The following is an 18,460-nucleotide window of genomic DNA, read 5'->3' as shown; positions in this document are numbered from 1 at the left end:
ATACGGCGGGGGCGTGGTCGAGGAACCGCAGACCATTCTGACCGGAGGGGAGCCACCGCCCCCGCCACCGCCTCCCCCCGCCATGGCGGAATCCACCAAGCCCCTGGAAGTCGAAGAGCTGTCTGCCGGCGAGCTGCTGGAGGAGATCGACGAGTTCCCCGTCGACTCGGCCTTCTCCCCGACCCAGGCCTTCCCGCCGGCCCACATGCCCCACCGCAGCGTGGTCGAGGTACCCATCGTGCTGGATCGCAGCCTCTTCAGCGGCGAGGGTCCCGTCGAGATCAAGCTGAAGCTGTATATTAAATAGGCTGTCAGCTCTCAGCTATCAGTCGGGCGCCGATGGCGCCCGCTGCTTTGTCTGATGGCTGGTAGCTGATCGCTGATCGCCCGGAGCCTTCCCATGTCCCGCCAGGTCGTCACCCGCTTCGCCCCGTCCCCCACCGGCATGCTCCACATCGGCGGGGTGCGCACGGCCCTGTTCTGCTGGCTCTTCGCGCGCAGGCACGGGGGGCGCTTCATCCTGCGCATCGAGGACACCGACCTCTCCCGCAGCACCGACGACAACATCCGCATCATCGAGGAAGGCATGGCCTGGTGCGGGCTGGACTGGGACGAGGGCCCGGTCGTGGGCGATCCCAGCCAGTGGAAGGGTCCCCACGGCCCCTACCGCCAGATGCAGCGCATGGACCTCTACCGGGCCAAGATCCAGGAGCTGCTGGACAAGGGCCTGGCCTACCGCTGCCGCTGCTCGAGGGAAACCCTGGATGAGCGGCGCAAGGCGGTGGAGGCCGCCGGCAAGGTCTTCCAGTACAACCGCGGCCTGGACGCAGGAAAGGGCTGCGCGGCCGCGGGCCACGACGCGAGCCAGCCCGCCGCCATCCGCTTCCGCATGCCCGTGGACGGCGACATCGTGGTGCCGGACCTCATCAAGGGCGACACCCGGTTCCCGGCGGACAGCCTCGATGACTGGATCATCGCCCGCACCGGGGAGGGCCCCGGTGAGATCGGCGTGCCCACCTACAACTTCTGCGTGGTGGTGGACGACACCCACATGGAGGTCACCCACGTCATCCGCGGCGACGACCACCTGAACAACACGCCCAAGCAGATCCCCCTGTTCGCGGCCTTCGGCTACGACCTGCCCGCCTTCGCCCACGTGCCCATGATCCTGGGTGCCGACGGCGCCAAGCTCAGCAAGCGCCACGGCGCCACCAGCATCACCGAGTACCAGGCCATGGGCCTGCTGCCCTCCGCCGTGCGGCTGGCCCTGGCCCGGCTCTCCTGGACCCCCAAGATCGACGGGAAGGCCGTGGAGAGCGCCGAGGAGGAACTGCTCACGGACGAGCAGATGATCCAGCTCTTCGACCTGGCCGACTGCCAGAAGAGCGCCGCCCGCTTCGACATGGACAAGCTCCAGTGGCTGAACCAGAAGCTCATCCAGCGGGCCTCCTGGCAGGAGCTGGAGCCGCACCTGCGCCCCTTCATGCCGGCGGAATGGGCCGGGAAGCCCGACGCCTGGAAGGCCCAGGCCATCCAGTCGACCCAGAAGGGCAAGTCCCTCACGGACATGGCCGAGGTCCTGCGCTTCGCCTTCGAGCGGCCCGCCGGCTTCGACGAGAAGGCCGTGGAGAAGTTCATGACCGCGGCGGTCAAGCCCGCCCTGCGGGACGTGGCCGGGCTCACCGACTACAGCCACGAGGGCCTGGAGGCCGGCTTCAACGCCATCCTCGAGCGGCACGGCCTCAAGACCAAGGACCTGGCCCAGGCCCTCCGCGTGGCGATCTGCGGCAAGCCCGTCAGCCCCGGCATCTTCGACACCCTGATGCTCGTGGGTCCCGGGGAAGTCGCCGAGCGGCTGAAGCGCTGGCTCTGATGGACCTCCAGGAGTTCACCCACATCACCCTGGCCGTGCTGGAGGACCAGGGCGCCGCGGCCTACGCCCCCACCATCATCGCCGGGGAGACCGTGCAGGTGATCCAGGGCATCCCCGAGGGCATGGACCACCGGGAAGCCCTCCAGGAGACGGCGGTTCGGCTGGGCCTCGAACAGTCCGAGTTCTACTTCGGTGTGCGCTCGGGCCCCGGCGAGGTCACGACCGGCTTCCACACGCCCGCCTGCACCCGCTTCCAGCGCATCTCCGAGATGCGCCAGGGCTTCGTGGTCTCCGACCTGGAGGCCTGTGACTGGTGGACCCTGGGCCAGGGGCGGGACCAATAGCGGTTTTCTCCCGCCGGAAGCCCGAACTCGTTATATTGGTTGGCATGATCCTCATTCCGGCCATCCACCCGCGCCCTAGCACCTTGCGTGCGGGGGGAGTCGCGTGATCGGCTGACCTGGATCCAGGTTCCGCCATCCACCCCCGCCCCCCCGGCGGGGGTTTTTCGTTCCAGGGAGTCGCCATGAGCCGCCATCCCCAGCTCGCCATCCTCGGCTTCGGCACCATGGGCCAGGCCATCAGCGCCGGCCTGGTGGAGGCGTCGGGCTATCCCGCGGGCCGGATCCACGCCGCCACCCGGCATCCCGCGGCCGCCCAGGGCCGGGCCGAGGCCCTGGGCATCGCGCTGTCGAACGACGCCAACGCCGCGGTGCGGCGCGCGGAGGTGGTGCTGCTCTGCGTGAAGCCCAAGGAGCTGAAGGGCCTGCTGGCGGGCCTGGCCGCTGCGGGGGCGCTGGAGCACCGGCCCCTGGTGGTCTCCATCGCCGCGGGGACGACTCTGGACTTCCTGGCGGCGCACACGCCGGAGGGCACGCCCCTGGTGCGAGCCATGCCCAACACGCCCTGCTCCATCCGCCGGGGCATGACGGTGCTGGCGGCGGGGCAGGGGGTCACCGAGGCCCAGCTGGGCCAGGCTCGGACCCTCTTCGAGCCCCTGGGCCGGGTCATGGACCTGGACGAGCGGCACATGGACGCGGTAACGGGCCTCAGCGCCAGCGGCCCGGCCTTCATGTTCGTGATCCTCGAGGCCCTGGCCGAAGGCGGCGTCCAGTGCGGCCTGCCCCGGGCCGTGGCCGTGGAGCTCGCGGCCCAGATGACCCTGGGAGCCGCCTCCATGGTGCTGGAGACCGGCCGCCACCCCGCTGCCCTCAAGGACGATGTCACCACCCCCGCCGGCTGCACCATCGCCGGCCTGCTGGCCCTGGAGGACGGCCGCATCCGCTCCGTCGTCGCCCGCGGCATCGAGCGGGCCACCCAGGTGGCGGCGGGGCTGGGATGACCATTACCGGGGAGGGCCGGCCAGCGGGTATCTTTGAGGTTTGCATCCTGTGAGCCCCGATGTCCGCTGACCTGCCGACCCCCGAACCCAAGAGCCTCCACTTCATCGAGGAGATCGTGGAGGCGGACCGCGCCTCGGGGAAGCATGGGGGGCGGGTGCTCACGCGCTTCCCGCCGGAGCCTAACGGCTACCTGCACATCGGGCACGCCAAGAGCATCTGCCTGAACTTCGGCCTGGCGAAGGCCTATGGCGGCGCCACCAACCTGCGCTTCGACGATACGAACCCCGTCAAAGAGGATGTCGAATATGTGGACTCCATCCGCGAGGACGTCCAGTGGCTGGGCTTCCAGTGGAAGGGCGAGCACTACGCCTCGGACTACTTCCCCTTCCTCTATGACTACGCGGAGTACCTGATCCAGCAGGGCAGGGCCTACGTCTGCGACCTCACCGAGGCGGAGATCCGGGAGTACCGCGGCAACTTCCACACCCCGGGGCGGCCCAGCCCGTACCGCGATCGCAGCCCCGACGAGAACCTGGATCTCTTCCGGCGCATGAAGGCCGGCGAGTTCCCGGATGGCTCGAAGGTCCTGCGCGCCAAGATCGACATGGCGAGCGGCAACATGAACCTGCGGGATCCGCTCATGTACCGCATCCGCCGGGCGCACCACCACCGCACGGGCGATGACTGGTGCATCTACCCCATGTACGACTACGCCCACGGCGTGTCCGACGCCATCGAGACCATCACCCACTCCATCTGCACCCTGGAGTTCGAGGACCACCGGCCTCTCTACGAGTGGTTCCTGGAGCAGGATGTCGAGGGGAAGTTCTTCCAGCGCCCCCTGCCGCGCCAGATCGAGTTCGCCCGGCTCAACCTGACCTACACGGTGATGAGCAAGCGCCGCCTGCTCCAGCTGGTGCAGGACGGGGTAGTCCGCGGCTGGGACGATCCCCGCATGCCCACCATCTGCGGCCTGCGCCGTCGGGGCTACACGCCCGAGGCCGTGCGGGCCTTCGCCGAGCGGGTGGGCGTGGCCAAGCGCGATATGGTGGCCGACGTGGGCCTGCTGGAGTTCTGCATCCGCGAGGACCTGGAGAAGCGGGCCCCCCGCCGCATGGCGGTGCTGCGCCCCCTCAAGGTGGTCATCACCAACATGACGGAGGCTGAGGCCTTCGAGGTGGAGGTGGCGAACCACCCGGACGATCCGGCCATGGGCACCCGCAAGCTGCCCTTCACCCGGGAGCTCTTCATCGACCAGGACGACTTCCGCGAGGAGGCCCCCAGGAAGTGGTTCCGCCTGGCACCCGGCGCCGAGGTCCGCCTGCGGGGGGCCTGCCTGGTCACCTGCAAGGAGGTGGTCAAGGATGCCGCCGGGGCCGTGATGGAGCTCCGCTGCGAGTGGGACCCCGCGAGCCGGGGTGGCAACGCGCCCGATGGCCGCAAGGTGAAGGGCACCCTCCACTGGGTGAGCGCCGCCCACGCGGTGAAGGCCGAGGTGCGACTCTACGAGGCCCTCTTCACCCAGGAGGACCCCATGGACGTGGCCGAGGGCCAGGACTGGAAGACCCTCCTCAACCCCAGCAGCCTCGAGGTCCTGGCCGAAGCGCGCCTGGAACCCGGCCTGGCGGAGGCCCGCCCCGGCGAGCGCTTCCAGTTCGAGCGGACCGGCTACTTCGCGGTTGATGCGGACAGCCAGCCGGGCAGGCCCGTGTTCAACCGGACCGTGGGGCTGAAGGATAGCTGGAGCAAAATCGAGGCGAAAGGCTGAGAAATCGCGGGCTCCGCCCACGATTTCTCTAGAGCGCGGCCAGGCCGCGCGACATACCCTTGCTTTTTACATGAGGCCAAAGCTCCAGCTTTGGCCTTTGGGCTGTGACCGAGGTCGCATCGCCGCCCCCGGGGTTCTTTCCCTCCATGTCGGGAACGCCGCGGCTCTGATAGGCTCGATGGGTTGGGCCTCCCCGCGGGTGGCCCTGCCGGGAAGCCGCCCATGGACAAGCTCGCAAGCCTGCTGCACACCTCGCCTGCCACCGCTTGGATGGTGGCGAAACTCGTCATCGTCTTCGCCGGGGTCTTCTCGCTGGCGGCCCTCTGGACCTGGGTGGAGCGCCGGGGTTCGGCCATGATCCAGGACCGCATCGGCCCCAACCGCGCCGCCCTCTTCGGCAAGATCAAGATCCTCGGGCTCGTACAGCCGCTGGCGGACGGCATCAAGTTCTTCTTCAAGGAGGACCTGGTCCCGCACGATGCCAACAAGGCGCTCTTCTGGCTGGCGCCCTTCCTGGCCCTCGTGCCGGCCCTCATGGGCTTCGCCGTGATCCCCTTCGGCCGCAGCTTCACGAGCGGCGGCCAGGAGTACCATCTGGCCCTGCTGGACCCCGGCAACGGCATGGGGCTGCTCTATCCCCTGGCCATCGGCGGCATGGCGGTCTACGGCGTGCTGGTGGCGGCCTGGTCCAGCAACAACAAGTGGTCGATCCTCGGCGGCATGCGGGCCTCGGCGGCCATGGTGAGCTACGAGATCGGCATGAGCCTGGCCGTGGTCACGATCTTCATGACCACCGGCGGTTACGATCCCTCGGAGGTCATCAGCGCCCAGGGCCACCTGCCCTGGGCCTGGAACATCGTCCGCCAGCCCCTCGGGTTCATCGTGTTCTTCACCTGCATGTTCGCCGAGACGAACCGGCTGCCCTTCGACTTCGCCGAGGGTGAGAGCGAGATCGTGGCGGGCTTCAATACCGAATACGGCAGCATGAAGTTCAGCCTCCTGGCCCTGTCCGAGTACTGCCACCTGATGACCGCCTCGGCCCTCATGGCCACCCTCTACTTCGGGGGCTGGCAGGTGCCCTTCGTGAAGGACCCCTCGGTCATGCTCTCGGTGCTGAGCTTCCTGGTGAAGATGCTGTTCTTCGCCTGGGTCTTCGTCTGGATCCGCTGGACCCTGCCGCGGTTCCGCTATGACCAGCTCATGCGGCTCGGATGGAAGGCGATGCTGCCCATGTCCATGGTCAACCTGATCTTCCACGCCTGGCGCATGAGCCAGGGTCACTGAGGAGTAAGGCGATGGGTGTCGTCGTCAAGAAGGTCGAGCTGAGCTGGCTGGACCGCACCTATGTCTGGCCGGTGATGAAGGGCATGGGAATCACGTTCCAGCACTTCCTCAAGCAGCTCTTCACGCCCACCGCGAAGCGCTTCACGATCCAGTACCCGGACATGAAGAAGGCGATGCCTGAGGGCTACCGCGGCCTCCACGAGCTGAAGCGGTTCGAGGATGGCGCCATCAAGTGCGTGGCCTGCTTCATGTGCCAGGAGGCCTGCCCGGCCCGCTGCATCAGCATCGAGGCGGAGGAGTTCAGCGACCTGAACATCACCCAGGGCTTCGAAGAGAAGCGGCCGGCCAAGTTCAGCATCGACATGCTGCGCTGCATCTACTGCGGCATGTGCGAGGAGGCCTGCCCCAAGGACGCCATCTGGCTCCGCAAGGACTACGAAGTGGCCGCCTACGACCGGCTGTCCATGCAGTTCGGCAAGTGGGACCTGATGAACACCTACTCCGAGCCGGACGGCAAGGAGCGCATCTCCGAGGATCCCACCCCGTCCGTGCCGCGCCGCACGATCGCGTTGTAAGGGAGCGGCCATGTTCATCACCTTTGCCCTCATCACCCTCCTGGGCGCCCTGGGGATGCTGCTGCAGAAGAACGTCGTCGTGGCGGGCCTCTGCATGGTGGCCGCCTTCTTCGGCGTGGCGGGCCTCTTCGTGCTGCTGGCCAATCCGGTGGCCGCGGCCCTCCAGATCATCGTCTACACCGGCGCGATCATGGTGCTGGTGCTCTTCGTGATCATGATGCTGAACAGCCACCAGGAGGAGGAGGCCCAGGCCTCCCGTCCCGTCCAGCGCTGGGTGTCCCTGGCCCTGCTCGCGGCCCTGGCCTTCGGCGCGGTGAAGCTGGTGCTGGGTTCCGGCGGCCTGAAGGCCCTGGCGGTGAAGGGGGCCGAGATGCCCCAGGCCATGACGCTGCAGAAGGTGGGCACCACCCTCTTCGCGGACCACCTGCTGGGCTTCGAGGTGGCGGGCCTGGTGCTGCTGGCCGCCATGATCGGCGCCGTGGCGCTGACAAAACGGAACCTGTGAGGAGCCCACGATGACCGGCATGGATGCGATCCTCCACGGCGGCCTCCAGGGATACCTGGTGGTGGCCCTCCTGCTCTTCTTCCTGGGGCTGGCGACGGTGCTGCTGCGCCGCACCCTCCTGCTGCAGTTCATGGGCGTGGAGCTGATGCTCAACGCCGCCAACGTGGCCCTGCTGGCCTTCGCCCGCTTCCGCGGCGGCGATGCCCAGGCCATGGTGTTCTACCTCTTCATCATCGCCGTGGCCGCCTGCGAGGCAGCCATCGGCCTGGCGCTGGTCATCGGCCTCTACCGTCACCGGGACACCACCGACTCGGACCGGGCCGCCAGCCTGAAGCAGTGAGGATGCGATGAACAAGTACTACTGGCTCATTCCGATCCTCCCCCTGCTGGGCGCGGCCTTCAACGGCCTGCTGGGCAAGCGCGCAGGCAAGAGCGTCGTCACGATCGCCGGCCTGGGCGTGGTCCTCGGCTCCCTGCTGCTGGCCACCTCGGCATTCTTCGCCATGAAGGCCCTGCCGGATCACCGGCTGGTGCTGAACTACGGCGAATGGATGGTGACCGGCTCCATGGCCGTCCCCTTCGGCCTGGTGATCGATCCCCTCAGCGGCACCATGATGCTGGTGGTCACGGGCGTCGGCTTCCTCATCCATCTCTACTCCTTGGGGTACATGCACGCAGAGGAGGGCTACGCCCGCTTCTTCAGCTACCTGAACCTCTTCGTGTTCTTCATGCTGACCCTGGTCCTGGGCTCGAGCCTGCCCCTGATGTTCGTGGGCTGGGAGGGCGTGGGGCTCTGCTCCTACCTGCTCATCGGCTACTACTTCGAGACGGACTTCGCCCCCCAGGCGGGCCTCAAGGCCTTCCTCTTCAACCGCGTGGGTGACCTGGGCGTGTCCATCGGCATGCTGGTCCTCTTCGCCGCCTTCGGCACCCTCACCATCTCCGACATCCTCACCCAGGCGGGCCACCTGGCCCCCGAGGCGAGCTTCGGCATTCTCACCTTCGCCACGCTGATGCTCTTCGTGGGCGCCACGGGCAAGAGCGCCCAGCTGCCCCTCTACCTCTGGCTGCCGGACGCCATGGCGGGCCCCACGCCGGTCAGCGCCCTGATCCACGCGGCCACCATGGTGACCAGCGGCATCTACATGATCTGCCGCCTGGCCCCGGTCTACACCCTGACGCCCACCACCATGACCGTGGTGGCCTGGGTGGGTGCGGCCACAGCCCTGTTCGCCGCCAGCATCGGCCTCTTCCAGCGGGACATCAAGAAGGTGCTGGCCTACTCCACCGTCTCCCAGCTGGGCTACATGTTCCTGGGCCTCGGCGCGGCGGGCTTCGCGGCGGGCTTCTTCCACGTCTTCACCCACGCCTGGTTCAAGGCCCTCCTCTTCCTCGGCGCCGGCAGCGCGATCCACGCCATGCACCACGAGCAGGACCTCTTCAAGATGGGTGGCCTGAAGAACAAGACGAAGATCACCTTCCTCACCATGGTGGCCGGCACCGTCGCCATCATGGGCTTCCCCGGCACTTCGGGCTTCTTCAGCAAGGACGAGATCCTCTACCTGGCCTACCTGAAGTCCCCGGCCCTGTGGGCGGTCGGCGTGATCGCCGCCTGCTGCACGAGCTTCTACATGTGGCGCCTCATGGCCCTGGCCTTCTGGGGCGAGCCCCGCGACCGCCACGCCTACGACCACGCCCACGAGAGCCCGCTGTCCATGACGGTGCCGCTCATGGTGCTGGCGGTGGGCTCGCTGCTCTGGGGCTTCTGGGGCGTGCCCGAGGCCTTCGGCGGCCACTTCAGCATCGGCGAGTGGCTGAAGCCGGCCCTGACCTACGGGCAGACCCACGCCGCCCACGGCCACCACGAGGGCCCGGCGGTCCTGCTGGCGGTGATCTCCACCACCCTGGGCCTGGTCTTCGGCTTCCTGGGGTGGTCCAAGTACAAGGACGGTCCGGCCTGGGAGCTGGCCTTCGCGCAGAAGTTCCCCACGATCCACCGGGTGCTGCTGAACAAGTACTACGTGGATGAGGGCGTGGAGCTCTACCTGCTCCGGCCCATCCGCTGGTTCGGCAACGTGCTGTGGAAGCTCTTCGACGTCATCCTCATCGATGGCGTGGGCGTGAACCTGCCCGGCGCGTTGGCCCGGGTCTTCGGGGACTTCACCGCCCTCTTCCAGACCGGCCGAGTGCGCAACTACGCGCTCAGCATGGCGCTGGGGGCCGCGATCCTCCTCTATGTCTTCCTGAAGTAGGTGGGGCGATGACCTGGCTGAACCTCCATCCCCTCACCTTCCTGGTCTTCGCGCCGACCGTCCTGGGCTTCGCGCTGATGGCCCTGCCGCACAAGCTCGGCAAGCTCGCACGGCTGCTCGGCTTCCTGGGCGCCCTGGCCATCTTCATCCTGAGCCTGGCCTGGCTGCTGGGCCACAACCCGGCCGCGGGCGGCACAGTCCTGGCGGAGCGGGCCCCCTGGTTCACCCTGGTGGGCCTGCCGGTGGACTACGCCTTGGCGGTGGACGGCCTCAACCTCTGGCTCGTGCTCCTCACGACCTTCCTCGTGCCCCTCACCATGCTGGGCACCTGGAACAGCCTCAAGGACCGCATGGGCACCTTCGCGGCCCTGTTCCTCCTGCTGGAGACTGGCATGCTGGGCGCCCTGGTGGCCCAGGACCTGTTCGTGTTCTACCTCTTCTGGGAGGCCATGCTGATCCCGATGTACTTCATGATCGGGGTCTGGGGCGGCGACGAGCGCCGCTACGCGGCCAACAAGTTCTTCCTCTACACCCTGAGCGGGTCGCTGCTCTGGCTGGTGGCGCTGCTCTACCTGGCCAACAAGGCCGGCGGCTTCAACCCGGCGCTCATGGCCCAGGCCGCGTCCGCGCTGCCCTTCGGCGTGCAGGGCTGGCTCTTCATCGCCTTTGCGGTGGCCTTCGCCATCAAGGTGCCGCTGTTCCCCCTGCACACCTGGCTGCCGGACGCCCACGTGCAGGCGCCCACGGCGGGCTCGGTGATCCTTGCCGGCGTGCTGCTGAAGCTGGGCGGATACGGCTTCATCCGCTTCGCCATCCCCATGTTCCCCCAGGCGGCGATGCACTACGCCAAGCCCATCGCCCTGCTGAGCGTCATCGCCATCGTCTATGGGGCCCTGGTGGCCATGGTCCAGCGCGACATCAAGAAGCTGGTGGCCTACTCCTCCGTGAGCCACATGGGCTTCGTGATGCTGGGCCTCGCCTCCATGACCGTCATCGGCACCCAGGGCGCCATGCTCCAGATGCTCAACCACGGCATCAGCACCGGCGCGCTCTTCCTCCTGGTGGGCATGCTCTACGACCGGGCCCACACCCGGATGATCGCGGACTTCGGCGGTGTGGCCGTGAAGATGCCCATCTTCACCACCTTCTTCCTGATCGTGACGCTCAGCTCCATCGGCCTGCCCCTCACCAACGGGTTCGTGGGCGAGTTCTGGATCCTGAACGGCACGTTCCTCTCGGGCTTCGGCTGGGGCCGCCTCTACGCCTGCCTGGCTACCTCCGGCGTGCTGCTGGGTGCGGTCTACATGCTCTGGATGTTCATGCGGGTCTTCTGGGGCCCCGAGAACAAGGACGAGGACAGCGGCACCCATCACCTGCACAGCGACCTGAACGCCCGCGAGGTCGCGGTGATGCTGCCCCTGGTGGTGCTCATCGTCTGGATGGGCGTCCACCCGAAGACCTTCGTGGCCGCCAGCGAGACCCCCGTGGCCGCGCTGCTCCAGGAGATCAAGGCCCCGGCGCCGAGGACCTTCGTCCTGGCCCCGGCGGTCCACGCGGCCCCCGCGGCCCACGCCGAATCCGGAGCGCATCTTCCCGAAGCTCCCGCCGCGCACGAGGTGCACTGATGAGCCTCACCCCCAGCCAGTGGGCGGCCCTGCTGCCGCTGCTCCTCCCGGCCTTCGGGGCCTGCCTGGTCGTCCTGATGTCCCTCGACAAGGACCAGGCCACCGCCAAGTGGATCCGCGGCGCCATGTACGGCACGGCCCTCCTGGCCGTGGCCGGCAGCTTCTGGTACCTCACGGAGCTGTGGAACACCGGCGCCCAGCCCAGCTTCTTCCAGCTGCACATGGACCGCCTGGCCCAGTTCACGGGCATCTTCGTGGTCGTGGCCGCGGCCCTGACCATTCTCCAGAGCTGGGACCACTTCCACCAGGAGGGCTGGGTGAAGGGCGAGACGCTCTCCCTGCTCCTCTTCTCGGTGACGGGCATGATGCTCTTCGCCTCGACCACCCACTTCGTGGCGCTCTTCCTGGGGCTGGAGCTGTTCAGCATCCCCCTCTACGCCCTGGTGGGCACCGTGCGGGCCCGGTCCGAGAGCGCCGAAGGCGGCATGAAGTACTTCCTCACGGGCGCCGTGGCCTCCAGCTGCTTCCTCATGGGCGGTGTGCTGATCTACGGCATGAGCGGGACCTTCGACCTGGCCGCCGCCGCCACCGCCCTCAGGACTCAGGGCCTCGCCCTGGATCCCGTGGTGCTGGTGGGCGCCGCCCTGATGCTGCTGGGCTTCCTCTTCAAGGTCTCCGCCGTGCCCTTCCACCAGTGGACGCCGGATGCCTACGAGGCGTCGCCCCACCCCATCGCCGGCTTCATGTCCGTGGCCACCAAGGGCGTGGCCTTCATCGCCCTGCTGCGCGTGTTCCCCGGCAGCTTCGCCCCCCTGGGCGCCGTGGGCGCGAAGATGCAGACGGTGGTGGCCGTGCTGGCCGTCGCCACGCTGGTCCTCGGCAACCTCACGGCCCTGGTCCAGTCCAACGTGAAGCGCATGCTGGCCTACTCCAGCATCAGCCACGCCGGCTACCTCCTGCTGGGCTTCGTGGCCGGCACGCCGGCCGCCTACACGGGCGTGCTGTTCTACCTGGTCATCTACCTGGCCATGAACATGGGCGCCTTCGGCCTGCTGACGGCCTTCGGCCTGGTGGGCGAACACACCACCTTCGAGGACCTGCGGGGGCTGGGCTGGAAGCGCCCGGCCATGGGCTTCGCCGCCGCAGTCTTCATGCTGAGCCTGGCGGGCATTCCGCCCCTGGGCGGCTTCTACGGCAAGTACATGATCTTCCGCGAGCTGGTGGGCACGGGCCATGTGGGCCTGGCCATCCTGGGCGTGCTGGCGAGCCTGGTGTCCGCCTACTACTACCTGCGCCTCCTGGTGGCCCTCTTCCTCCAGGCCCCCAGCGCCGAGGCGGAGCGCCTGGCCTCGGACCGCCCGGCGGTGCATGCCCCCCTGGCGGGTGCGGCCGTGCTGGTCTGCGCCGTCATCGTGCTGGCCGGTGGCTTCCTCCAGTACGCCCTGTCGGACGGGTTCGCGAAGCGGGCCATCGTAGAGGGCTTGGGCCTGATCCGCTAGTTCCGGTTTTTCCGCCTCAACCGGGAACCTTGTATGCTGGTCCATACATCGTTATGCGAAGGTACCAGGCCGGGCCCTGCCCGGCCCCTTTGAGAAGCGGAGCGCGGCGTCATGAAGCGGAACACCTGGATCGGCCTTGGCATCGGCGTCGCGGTGGTGGCAGGCGGAACCGCCTACTTCCTCACGAGGCCCAAGGACGAGGTGAAGTGGCGCCAGGCCAAGCTGGACAAGGGCAACATCACCCAGCGCATCAACGCCACGGGCTCGGTGAGCCCGGTGGTGCAGGTGGCCGTGGGCACCCAGGTGTCGGGGGTGATCTCGGCCCTCTATGTGGACTACAACAGCATCGTGAAGAAGGGCCAGCTCATCGCCCAGATCGACCCCACGTTGTCTGACACCCAGCTCCAGGATGCCCAGGCGAGCCTCCTCCGGGCCCAGGCCGCCTATGATTTCGCCAAGTCCGACTACGAACGCAGCCGGCGGCTGGCGGAGGACAAGCTCCTGGCCGCCCAGGATCTCGACACCAAGGAGACGGCCCTCAAGAACGCCAAGGGCAATCTGGAGTCCGCCCGGGCCACCCTGAACCGGGCCAGGGCGAACCGGGGCTATTGCGACATCACGGCCCCGGTGGATGGGGTGGTGATCTCCCGGCTGGCGGACGTGGGGCAGACCGTGGCGGCCAGCTTCAGCACGCCCAACTTGTTCCAGATCGCCCAGGACCTTTCCAAGATGAAGGTCCAGGTCTCCATCGGCGAATCGGACATCGATGAGGTCCAGGTGGGCCAGCGCGCCCTCTTCACCGTGGACAGCCTGCCGGACAAGCAGTTCGCCGCCACTGTGAGCCTGGTCCGCCAGGAGCCGATCACGACGCAGAATGTCGTGAACTACGTGGTGGAGATGATCGTGCCCAATGAGCCCCTGGCCGGCGCCGACGGGGGTGGCCAGGCCCCGGCCTCGCCGCAGGCGGCCCGGGCCGCCGGCGCCGGCGCAGGTCACGAAGCCGCGCCGGATCCCGAGAAGGCCTGGGAGCGCCTGAAGGACCGCATGGAGGCCCAGGGTGTGACCAAGGACCAGTTCCTGAAGCGGTTCAAGGAGCGCCTGGCCGGCCAGACCCAGGCGCTTCCCGGCCGCTCGCGGGGCGCGGCTCCGGCCCAGGCCCCCAGCGGCGATCCGAAGCTGCTGGCCCGGATCCCCGGAGGCGCCAGCCTGCTCGGGGGCCCCAAGTTCACGGGAAGCCTGGCCCTGCGTTCCGGCATGACCGCCAACGTCACCATCATCACCAACCAGCGCAAGGACGTGCTCCGCGTGCCCAATTCGGCCCTGCGCTTCAATCCCGCCGCCTTCATCAAGGAGGAGAAGAAGGCCGACGGCCCCCGTCTCGGTCAGCCCATGACCATGGGCGGCGGCCCGCGGCCGGGGGCCCAGAGCGGCACCGGCAGCAAGGGCGGAATGGTGGCCCGGCGGGAGGACCGCATCTGGGTGCTGGAGAATGGCAAGCCCAAGGCCATCGTGGTGAAAGCCGGCATCACCGATGGACAGTTCACCGAGGTCACGGGCGAGGGGCTCCAGGAGGGCATGCAGATCCTGACCGGCGTGGAGAACACCAAGCAGACCAACGGCGCGGCACCCATGGGCGCGACCGGGGGACGGCGCTAGCCGGGGGGTCCATGCGATTCCTGGAATTCATCAAACTCGCCTTATTTGCCATCACCCGGAACAAGACGCGGGCCTTCCTCACCATGCTCGGCATCATCGTCGGTGTGGGCGCCGTCATCGCCATGATCGGCATCGGCGAGGGTTCCAAGCGCGCCTCCATCGCCCTCATCCAGAACATGGGCTCCAACATGCTGACCATCTTCCCGGGCAGCGGCGGCAACCGCTTCGGGCCTTCCGCCATGGGCAGCGCGGACATCCTGCTGGAGAGCGACCCCCCCCTGATCCAGCAGGAGCTGGCGCAGAGCAGCGTGGTGGCCGCCTCGGCCCAGGTCCAGACCACGCGGCCCATCATCTACCAGAACAGCAACTACGTGACGCAGGTCCAGGGCACCGGCCCCGAGTTCCTCCAGATCCGCGGCTGGGAGGTCGAGAACGGGCGCTTCTTCACAGACACCGAGATCCGCGGCATGGCCAAGGTCTGCGTCATCGGCCAGACCGTGAAGGACAACCTCTTCCCCAACGGCGAGGATCCCGTGGGCCAGACGGTGCGGGTGGGCGCGCTGCCCTTCCAGGTGGTGGGCGTCCTCGAGAAGAAGGGCGCCGGCATGTGGGGCGACCAGGACGATCTCATCGTGGCGCCCTACACCACCGTCATGCGCAAGATCATGGGTCGCGACAAGATCCAGCGCATCATGGTGAGCGCCCAGGAGGGCAAGGCCGAGCTGGCCGAGGCCGAGGTCACGGCGCTGCTGCGCCAGCGCATGAAGGTGGCGCCCAAGGACGACAACCCCTTCCAGATCCGCAAGCAGGATGACATCGTGCAGATGCAGACCCAGCAGGCGGGCATCCTCACCGCCCTGCTCGCCGTGGCCGCCAGCATCTCCCTGGTGGTGGGCGGCATCGGGATCTCCAACATCATGCTGGTGAGCGTCACGGAACGCACCCGGGAGATCGGCATCCGCCGTGCCTTGGGCGCCACCCAGCACAGCATCCTCTGGCAGTTCCTCATCGAGGCGATCGTGCTCTCCGTGTTCGGCGGCCTCATCGGCATCGCGTTCGCCTACTCCGCCGTGTTCATCCTCCAGAAGTTCCAGATTCCCGCCGTGACCGAATCCTGGGCCGTGGCCCTGGGCCTGGGCTTCTCGGGGCTGGTGGGTGTGGCGGCGGGCTTCCTGCCGGCCCTGAAGGCCGCCAGGCTGGATGTCATTGACGCATTGAGGTACGAGTAACCCGCCGTGACAGAATCGGCGGTTCCCCACGATCCCTACGCGGCCCTGAGGGACGGGAACTACCGCTGGTTCATCGCGACCATGGGCCTTGTCACGCTGGGCCTCCAGATGCAGGGCGTGGTGGTGGGCTGGCAGGTCTACGACCGCACGGGGGATCCCCTGGCCCTGGGCCTGGTGGGCCTGTCCGAGGCGCTGCCCTTCCTGACCCTGGCGCTGTTCGGCGGCCACGCGGCGGACCGGGTGAACCGCCTGCGCCTCTGCATGGCCGCCACCCTGGGCCTCGCCTTCTGCTCCGGGCTGCTGGGGGCCTTCAGCTGGCGCTTCCAGGCTGGACCCCTGGCTCGGGCGGTCTGGCCCATCTACGCGGTCATCTTCCTCACGGGCATCATGCGGGCCTTCTACCGCCCGGCCAACGTGGCCCTGGGCACGGACCTGCTCCCGAAGGCGCTCTATGCCAACGGCTCCACCTGGCGCGTGTCGGTGTTCCACTCGGGCATGGTGCTGGGGCCGGCCCTGGGCGGCCTCGTCTACGCCTGGCGCGGCCCGGTGGCGGCCCACTTCCTGGTGATGACCCTCCTGGCCTGCGGCCTGCTGGGCCTGCTCTTCATCCGCTACATGCCCCGGGCCGTCGCGCCGCGCAGCGGCTCGATCCTGCAGAGCCTGGGCGAGGGCCTGCGCTTCGTGTTCTCCCAGCGGCTGCTGCTGGGCGCCATCAGCCTCGACCTATTCGCCGTGCTCTTCGGCGGGGCCGTCGCCGTGCTGCCTGTGTTCGCCAAGGAGGTCCTGAAGGTCGGGCCCCAGGGCCTCGGCGCCCTGCGGGCGGCCCCGGCCCTGGGCTCGGTGCTCATGGGCATCACCCTGGCCCACCTGCCGCCCCTGCGGCGGGCTGGGCGGACGCTCCTGATCTGCGTCGGCGCTTTCGGTGCGGCCATGATCGCCTTCGCCCTGAGCCGCAGCTTCCTGCTCAGCCTGCTGCTGCTGGTCGCCAGCGGCGCCGTGGACAACGTGAGCGTGGTCCTGCGCGCCACCCTGCTCCAGACCCTCACGCCCGAGCACATGCTGGGCCGCGTATCGTCGGTGAACCAGGTGTTCATCGGCTCCAGCAACGAGATCGGCGCCTTCGAGAGCGGCCTGGCGGCGCGGCTCCTGGGCCTGGTGCCCTCCGTGGTCTTCGGGGGCTGCATGACCCTGCTGGTGGTGGCCACCACCGCCTGGAAGGTGCCGGGGCTCCGCAAGATGGACCGCATCGGATGAAAAAGCGGCCCCGAAGGGCCGCTCACGGAGGACTGAAGACTGCCTACAGCACCGCCAGCGCGGCGTTGTAGTCGGGCTCCTGGGCGATCTCGGGCACCAGCTCCGTGTGGACCACCTTGCCGGCTCCATCCACCACCACCACGGCGCGGGCGAGCAGGCCCTTGAGGGGGCCGTCCAGCAGGGTCACCCCGTAGGTCTGGCCGAAATCCTGGGAGCGGAACGTGGAGGCGGGCACCACGTTGTCCAGGCCCTCGGCCCCGCAGAACCGCTTCTGGGCGAAGGGCAGGTCGGCGCTCACGCAGAGGATGGTCGTGTTGGGCTTCTCGTTGGCGCGGGCGTTGAACTTGCGCACGCTGGCCGCGCAGGTGGGCGTGTCCAGGCTGGGGAAGATGTTCAGCACCACGCGCTGGCCGGCGAGGTCCTTGGCGGAGACTTCGGAGAGGTCGGTGCGCACCAGGGTGAAGGCCGGCGCCGCGACGCCCACCTTCGGCAGGTCGCCGGAGGTGTGGATGGGAGTGCCTTTAATGGTGATCTGGGCCATGGGGGCTCCTTGATGAGGCCTCCAGGTTACGCCTCCCCGTCCTCAATCGTCCGAATGTCCAGCGACTTGGCCGGTGCCTGATGCTGACCTTCCACTCCTTCGATATGAAGTAGGACACCACTTCGTAGTGATTGATCCATCCCTCATCCTGGTCTCGGTACAAGTTTAAATAGCTTATTTACATACGCGTTAACCATTGGCCCAGAAGATGCCTGACTAAGTGCTCATGGTCAGAATTGATTTCCCTGGTCATGAGGTCCGTCTTCCCTCGAATCCACAAGGGTCTTTGAACCCCGCATCCCCTAGTCATTCCCGCGCCGTTCGTCGCGGCCGTGCTCCGCCCCGCTGGGCACCGGCGCGGCCGATCAGTCCCGCCCCAACGCCACCTGTCCAAGGAGCCCCCATGAGTGCCAAGAATCATCCTGCCAGTGCCCGAAAGGGCGAGCGTTTGGTGCTCGATGAAGCCGGGCTTGACGCGGCGAAGCGTTCGCTCGATCAGGGCGCGGTGACCCCGAGCTATGGCCCGTGGCGCGAGGACATCATCAAGCTGTTGAACGACGCGCTGGCGACTGAACTCGTCTGTGTGCTGCGCTACAAGCGCCACCACTTCACCGCCAAGGGCTTGGCCTCGCCGAAGATCGCCGAGGAGTTCATGGTGCACGCGTTGGAGGAAACGGCGCACGCCGACCAGGTGGCGGAGCGCATTGTACAGCTCGGCGGCGAGCCCGACTTTTCACCTGGCTCCTTGCTCGCGCGCAGCCACGCCGACTACGACGACTCGAGCGACCTGCAGGCCATGATCAAGACGAACCTGATTGCCGAACGCGTTGCCATCGAGGCCTACAGCCAGATGATCGCGCTGATCGGCGACAAGGACTCGTCCACCCGACGCATGCTCGAAGGCATCCTGAGCCAGGAGCAGGAGCATGCCGAGGAGTTGAGCGACTGGCTGACGGTGTGACGCCCATCGCCGAGCCGCCCTGGAGGCCACCCGCTCCGATCCTTCGCCCTCGTGCCAGCACAACAGGAGGTTCAGGATGACCAAAGGGAAAACAA

The 18,460-nt window shown here is 67.9% G+C and carries 16 protein-coding genes; 15 read left to right on the top strand and 1 reads right to left on the bottom strand.

The annotated features are described in order from the left end of the window. The first annotated feature begins 400 nt into the window (after positions 1-400). The 14 genes from gltX (at position 401) to QSJ30_RS08030 (ending at position 16,863) form a co-directional block, all read left to right on the top strand. On the top strand, positions 401-1,873 hold the full coding sequence (gene gltX / locus QSJ30_RS08095; protein ID WP_285608185.1) for a glutamate--tRNA ligase: 1,473 nt from the start codon (positions 401-403) through the stop codon (positions 1,871-1,873). Continuing rightward, complete coding sequence (locus QSJ30_RS08090; RefSeq protein WP_285608183.1) at positions 1,873-2,217, top strand: hypothetical protein; 345 nt, start codon at positions 1,873-1,875, stop codon at positions 2,215-2,217. The genes gltX and QSJ30_RS08090 overlap by 1 nt, the downstream gene beginning before the upstream one ends. A 182-nt stretch (positions 2,218-2,399) precedes the next feature. Continuing rightward, the gene (gene proC, locus QSJ30_RS08085; protein ID WP_285608181.1) at positions 2,400-3,215 is read left to right on the top strand and encodes a pyrroline-5-carboxylate reductase; all 816 of its coding nucleotides are present in this window, start codon (positions 2,400-2,402) and stop codon (positions 3,213-3,215) included. Between the two features lie 59 nt (positions 3,216-3,274). Further along, the gene (locus QSJ30_RS08080; protein WP_285608179.1) at positions 3,275-4,984 is read left to right on the top strand and encodes a glutamine--tRNA ligase/YqeY domain fusion protein; all 1,710 of its coding nucleotides are present in this window, start codon (positions 3,275-3,277) and stop codon (positions 4,982-4,984) included. Positions 4,985-5,206: 222 nt separating this feature from the next. Further along, positions 5,207-6,268: an NADH-quinone oxidoreductase subunit NuoH gene (gene nuoH / locus QSJ30_RS08075; protein WP_285608177.1), complete on the top strand. Its 1,062-nt coding sequence runs from the start codon at positions 5,207-5,209 to the stop codon at positions 6,266-6,268. 11 nt (positions 6,269-6,279) lie between these two features. Then, a complete protein-coding gene (locus tag QSJ30_RS08070) occupies positions 6,280-6,843 on the top strand; it encodes a NuoI/complex I 23 kDa subunit family protein (RefSeq protein WP_285608175.1) in 564 nt (187 codons plus the stop codon). A gap of 10 nt (positions 6,844-6,853) precedes the next feature. Beyond that, positions 6,854-7,348: an NADH-quinone oxidoreductase subunit J gene (locus QSJ30_RS08065; RefSeq protein ID WP_285608173.1), complete on the top strand. Its 495-nt coding sequence runs from the start codon at positions 6,854-6,856 to the stop codon at positions 7,346-7,348. A gap of 19 nt (positions 7,349-7,367) precedes the next feature. After that, a complete protein-coding gene (gene nuoK / locus QSJ30_RS08060) occupies positions 7,368-7,688 on the top strand; it encodes an NADH-quinone oxidoreductase subunit NuoK (RefSeq protein ID WP_420798780.1) in 321 nt (106 codons plus the stop codon). Positions 7,689-7,695: 7 nt separating this feature from the next. Then, positions 7,696-9,600 carry an NADH-quinone oxidoreductase subunit L gene (nuoL, locus tag QSJ30_RS08055; protein ID WP_285608170.1) on the top strand — a complete coding sequence of 635 codons (1,905 nt, stop codon included), beginning with the start codon at positions 7,696-7,698 and terminating at the stop codon, positions 9,598-9,600. Positions 9,601-9,608: 8 nt separating this feature from the next. After that, positions 9,609-11,225, top strand: coding sequence for a complex I subunit 4 family protein (locus tag QSJ30_RS08050; RefSeq protein ID WP_285608168.1), 1,617 nt, complete (start codon positions 9,609-9,611; stop codon positions 11,223-11,225). Continuing rightward, positions 11,225-12,724: an NADH-quinone oxidoreductase subunit N gene (locus QSJ30_RS08045; protein WP_285608166.1), complete on the top strand. Its 1,500-nt coding sequence runs from the start codon at positions 11,225-11,227 to the stop codon at positions 12,722-12,724. Before QSJ30_RS08050 ends, QSJ30_RS08045 begins: the two co-directional genes overlap by 1 nt. Before the next feature lie 111 nt (positions 12,725-12,835). Then, complete coding sequence (locus QSJ30_RS08040) at positions 12,836-14,380, top strand: efflux RND transporter periplasmic adaptor subunit (protein ID WP_285608164.1); 1,545 nt, start codon at positions 12,836-12,838, stop codon at positions 14,378-14,380. Between the two features lie 11 nt (positions 14,381-14,391). After that, positions 14,392-15,609, top strand: a complete 1,218-nt coding sequence (locus QSJ30_RS08035; RefSeq protein WP_285608162.1) for an ABC transporter permease — start codon at positions 14,392-14,394, stop codon at positions 15,607-15,609. Positions 15,610-15,615: 6 nt separating this feature from the next. Next, positions 15,616-16,863 (top strand): MFS transporter, encoded by a 1,248-nt coding sequence (locus QSJ30_RS08030; protein ID WP_285608160.1) that lies wholly within the window; start codon positions 15,616-15,618, stop codon positions 16,861-16,863. Positions 16,864-16,906: 43 nt separating this feature from the next. Here QSJ30_RS08030 and tpx read toward each other — a convergent pair whose 3' ends face one another. Beyond that, positions 16,907-17,404, bottom strand: a complete 498-nt coding sequence (gene tpx, locus QSJ30_RS08025; RefSeq protein WP_285608158.1) for a thiol peroxidase — start codon at positions 17,402-17,404, stop codon at positions 16,907-16,909. Positions 17,405-17,807: 403 nt separating this feature from the next. On the opposite strand from tpx, the gene QSJ30_RS08020 reads away from it, so the two are divergent. Then, positions 17,808-18,365, top strand: a complete 558-nt coding sequence (locus QSJ30_RS08020) for a ferritin-like domain-containing protein (protein WP_285608156.1) — start codon at positions 17,808-17,810, stop codon at positions 18,363-18,365. The last annotated feature ends 95 nt before the right edge of the window (positions 18,366-18,460 follow it).

The organism is Geothrix edaphica, from assembly GCF_030268045.1.
Taxonomy (GTDB): Bacteria; Acidobacteriota; Holophagae; order Holophagales; family Holophagaceae; genus Geothrix; species Geothrix edaphica.
This window is presented reverse-complemented; position numbering and strand designations above follow the sequence as displayed.

Coding starts and splice junctions, on each gene's coding strand:
- tpx (WP_285608158.1), bottom strand. CDS start 17,404: ATGGCCCAGATCACCATTAAAGGCACTCCCATCCACACCTCCGGCGAC.
- nuoL (WP_285608170.1), top strand. CDS start 7,696: ATGAACAAGTACTACTGGCTCATTCCGATCCTCCCCCTGCTGGGCGCG.
- nuoH (WP_285608177.1), top strand. CDS start 5,207: ATGGACAAGCTCGCAAGCCTGCTGCACACCTCGCCTGCCACCGCTTGG.
- nuoK (WP_420798780.1), top strand. CDS start 7,368: ATGGATGCGATCCTCCACGGCGGCCTCCAGGGATACCTGGTGGTGGCC.
- QSJ30_RS08065 (WP_285608173.1), top strand. CDS start 6,854: ATGTTCATCACCTTTGCCCTCATCACCCTCCTGGGCGCCCTGGGGATG.
- QSJ30_RS08050 (WP_285608168.1), top strand. CDS start 9,609: ATGACCTGGCTGAACCTCCATCCCCTCACCTTCCTGGTCTTCGCGCCG.
- QSJ30_RS08045 (WP_285608166.1), top strand. CDS start 11,225: ATGAGCCTCACCCCCAGCCAGTGGGCGGCCCTGCTGCCGCTGCTCCTC.
- QSJ30_RS08035 (WP_285608162.1), top strand. CDS start 14,392: ATGCGATTCCTGGAATTCATCAAACTCGCCTTATTTGCCATCACCCGG.
- QSJ30_RS08070 (WP_285608175.1), top strand. CDS start 6,280: ATGGGTGTCGTCGTCAAGAAGGTCGAGCTGAGCTGGCTGGACCGCACC.
- QSJ30_RS08040 (WP_285608164.1), top strand. CDS start 12,836: ATGAAGCGGAACACCTGGATCGGCCTTGGCATCGGCGTCGCGGTGGTG.
- QSJ30_RS08020 (WP_285608156.1), top strand. CDS start 17,808: ATGAGTGCCAAGAATCATCCTGCCAGTGCCCGAAAGGGCGAGCGTTTG.
- gltX (WP_285608185.1), top strand. CDS start 401: ATGTCCCGCCAGGTCGTCACCCGCTTCGCCCCGTCCCCCACCGGCATG.
- QSJ30_RS08090 (WP_285608183.1), top strand. CDS start 1,873: ATGGACCTCCAGGAGTTCACCCACATCACCCTGGCCGTGCTGGAGGAC.
- QSJ30_RS08080 (WP_285608179.1), top strand. CDS start 3,275: ATGTCCGCTGACCTGCCGACCCCCGAACCCAAGAGCCTCCACTTCATC.
- proC (WP_285608181.1), top strand. CDS start 2,400: ATGAGCCGCCATCCCCAGCTCGCCATCCTCGGCTTCGGCACCATGGGC.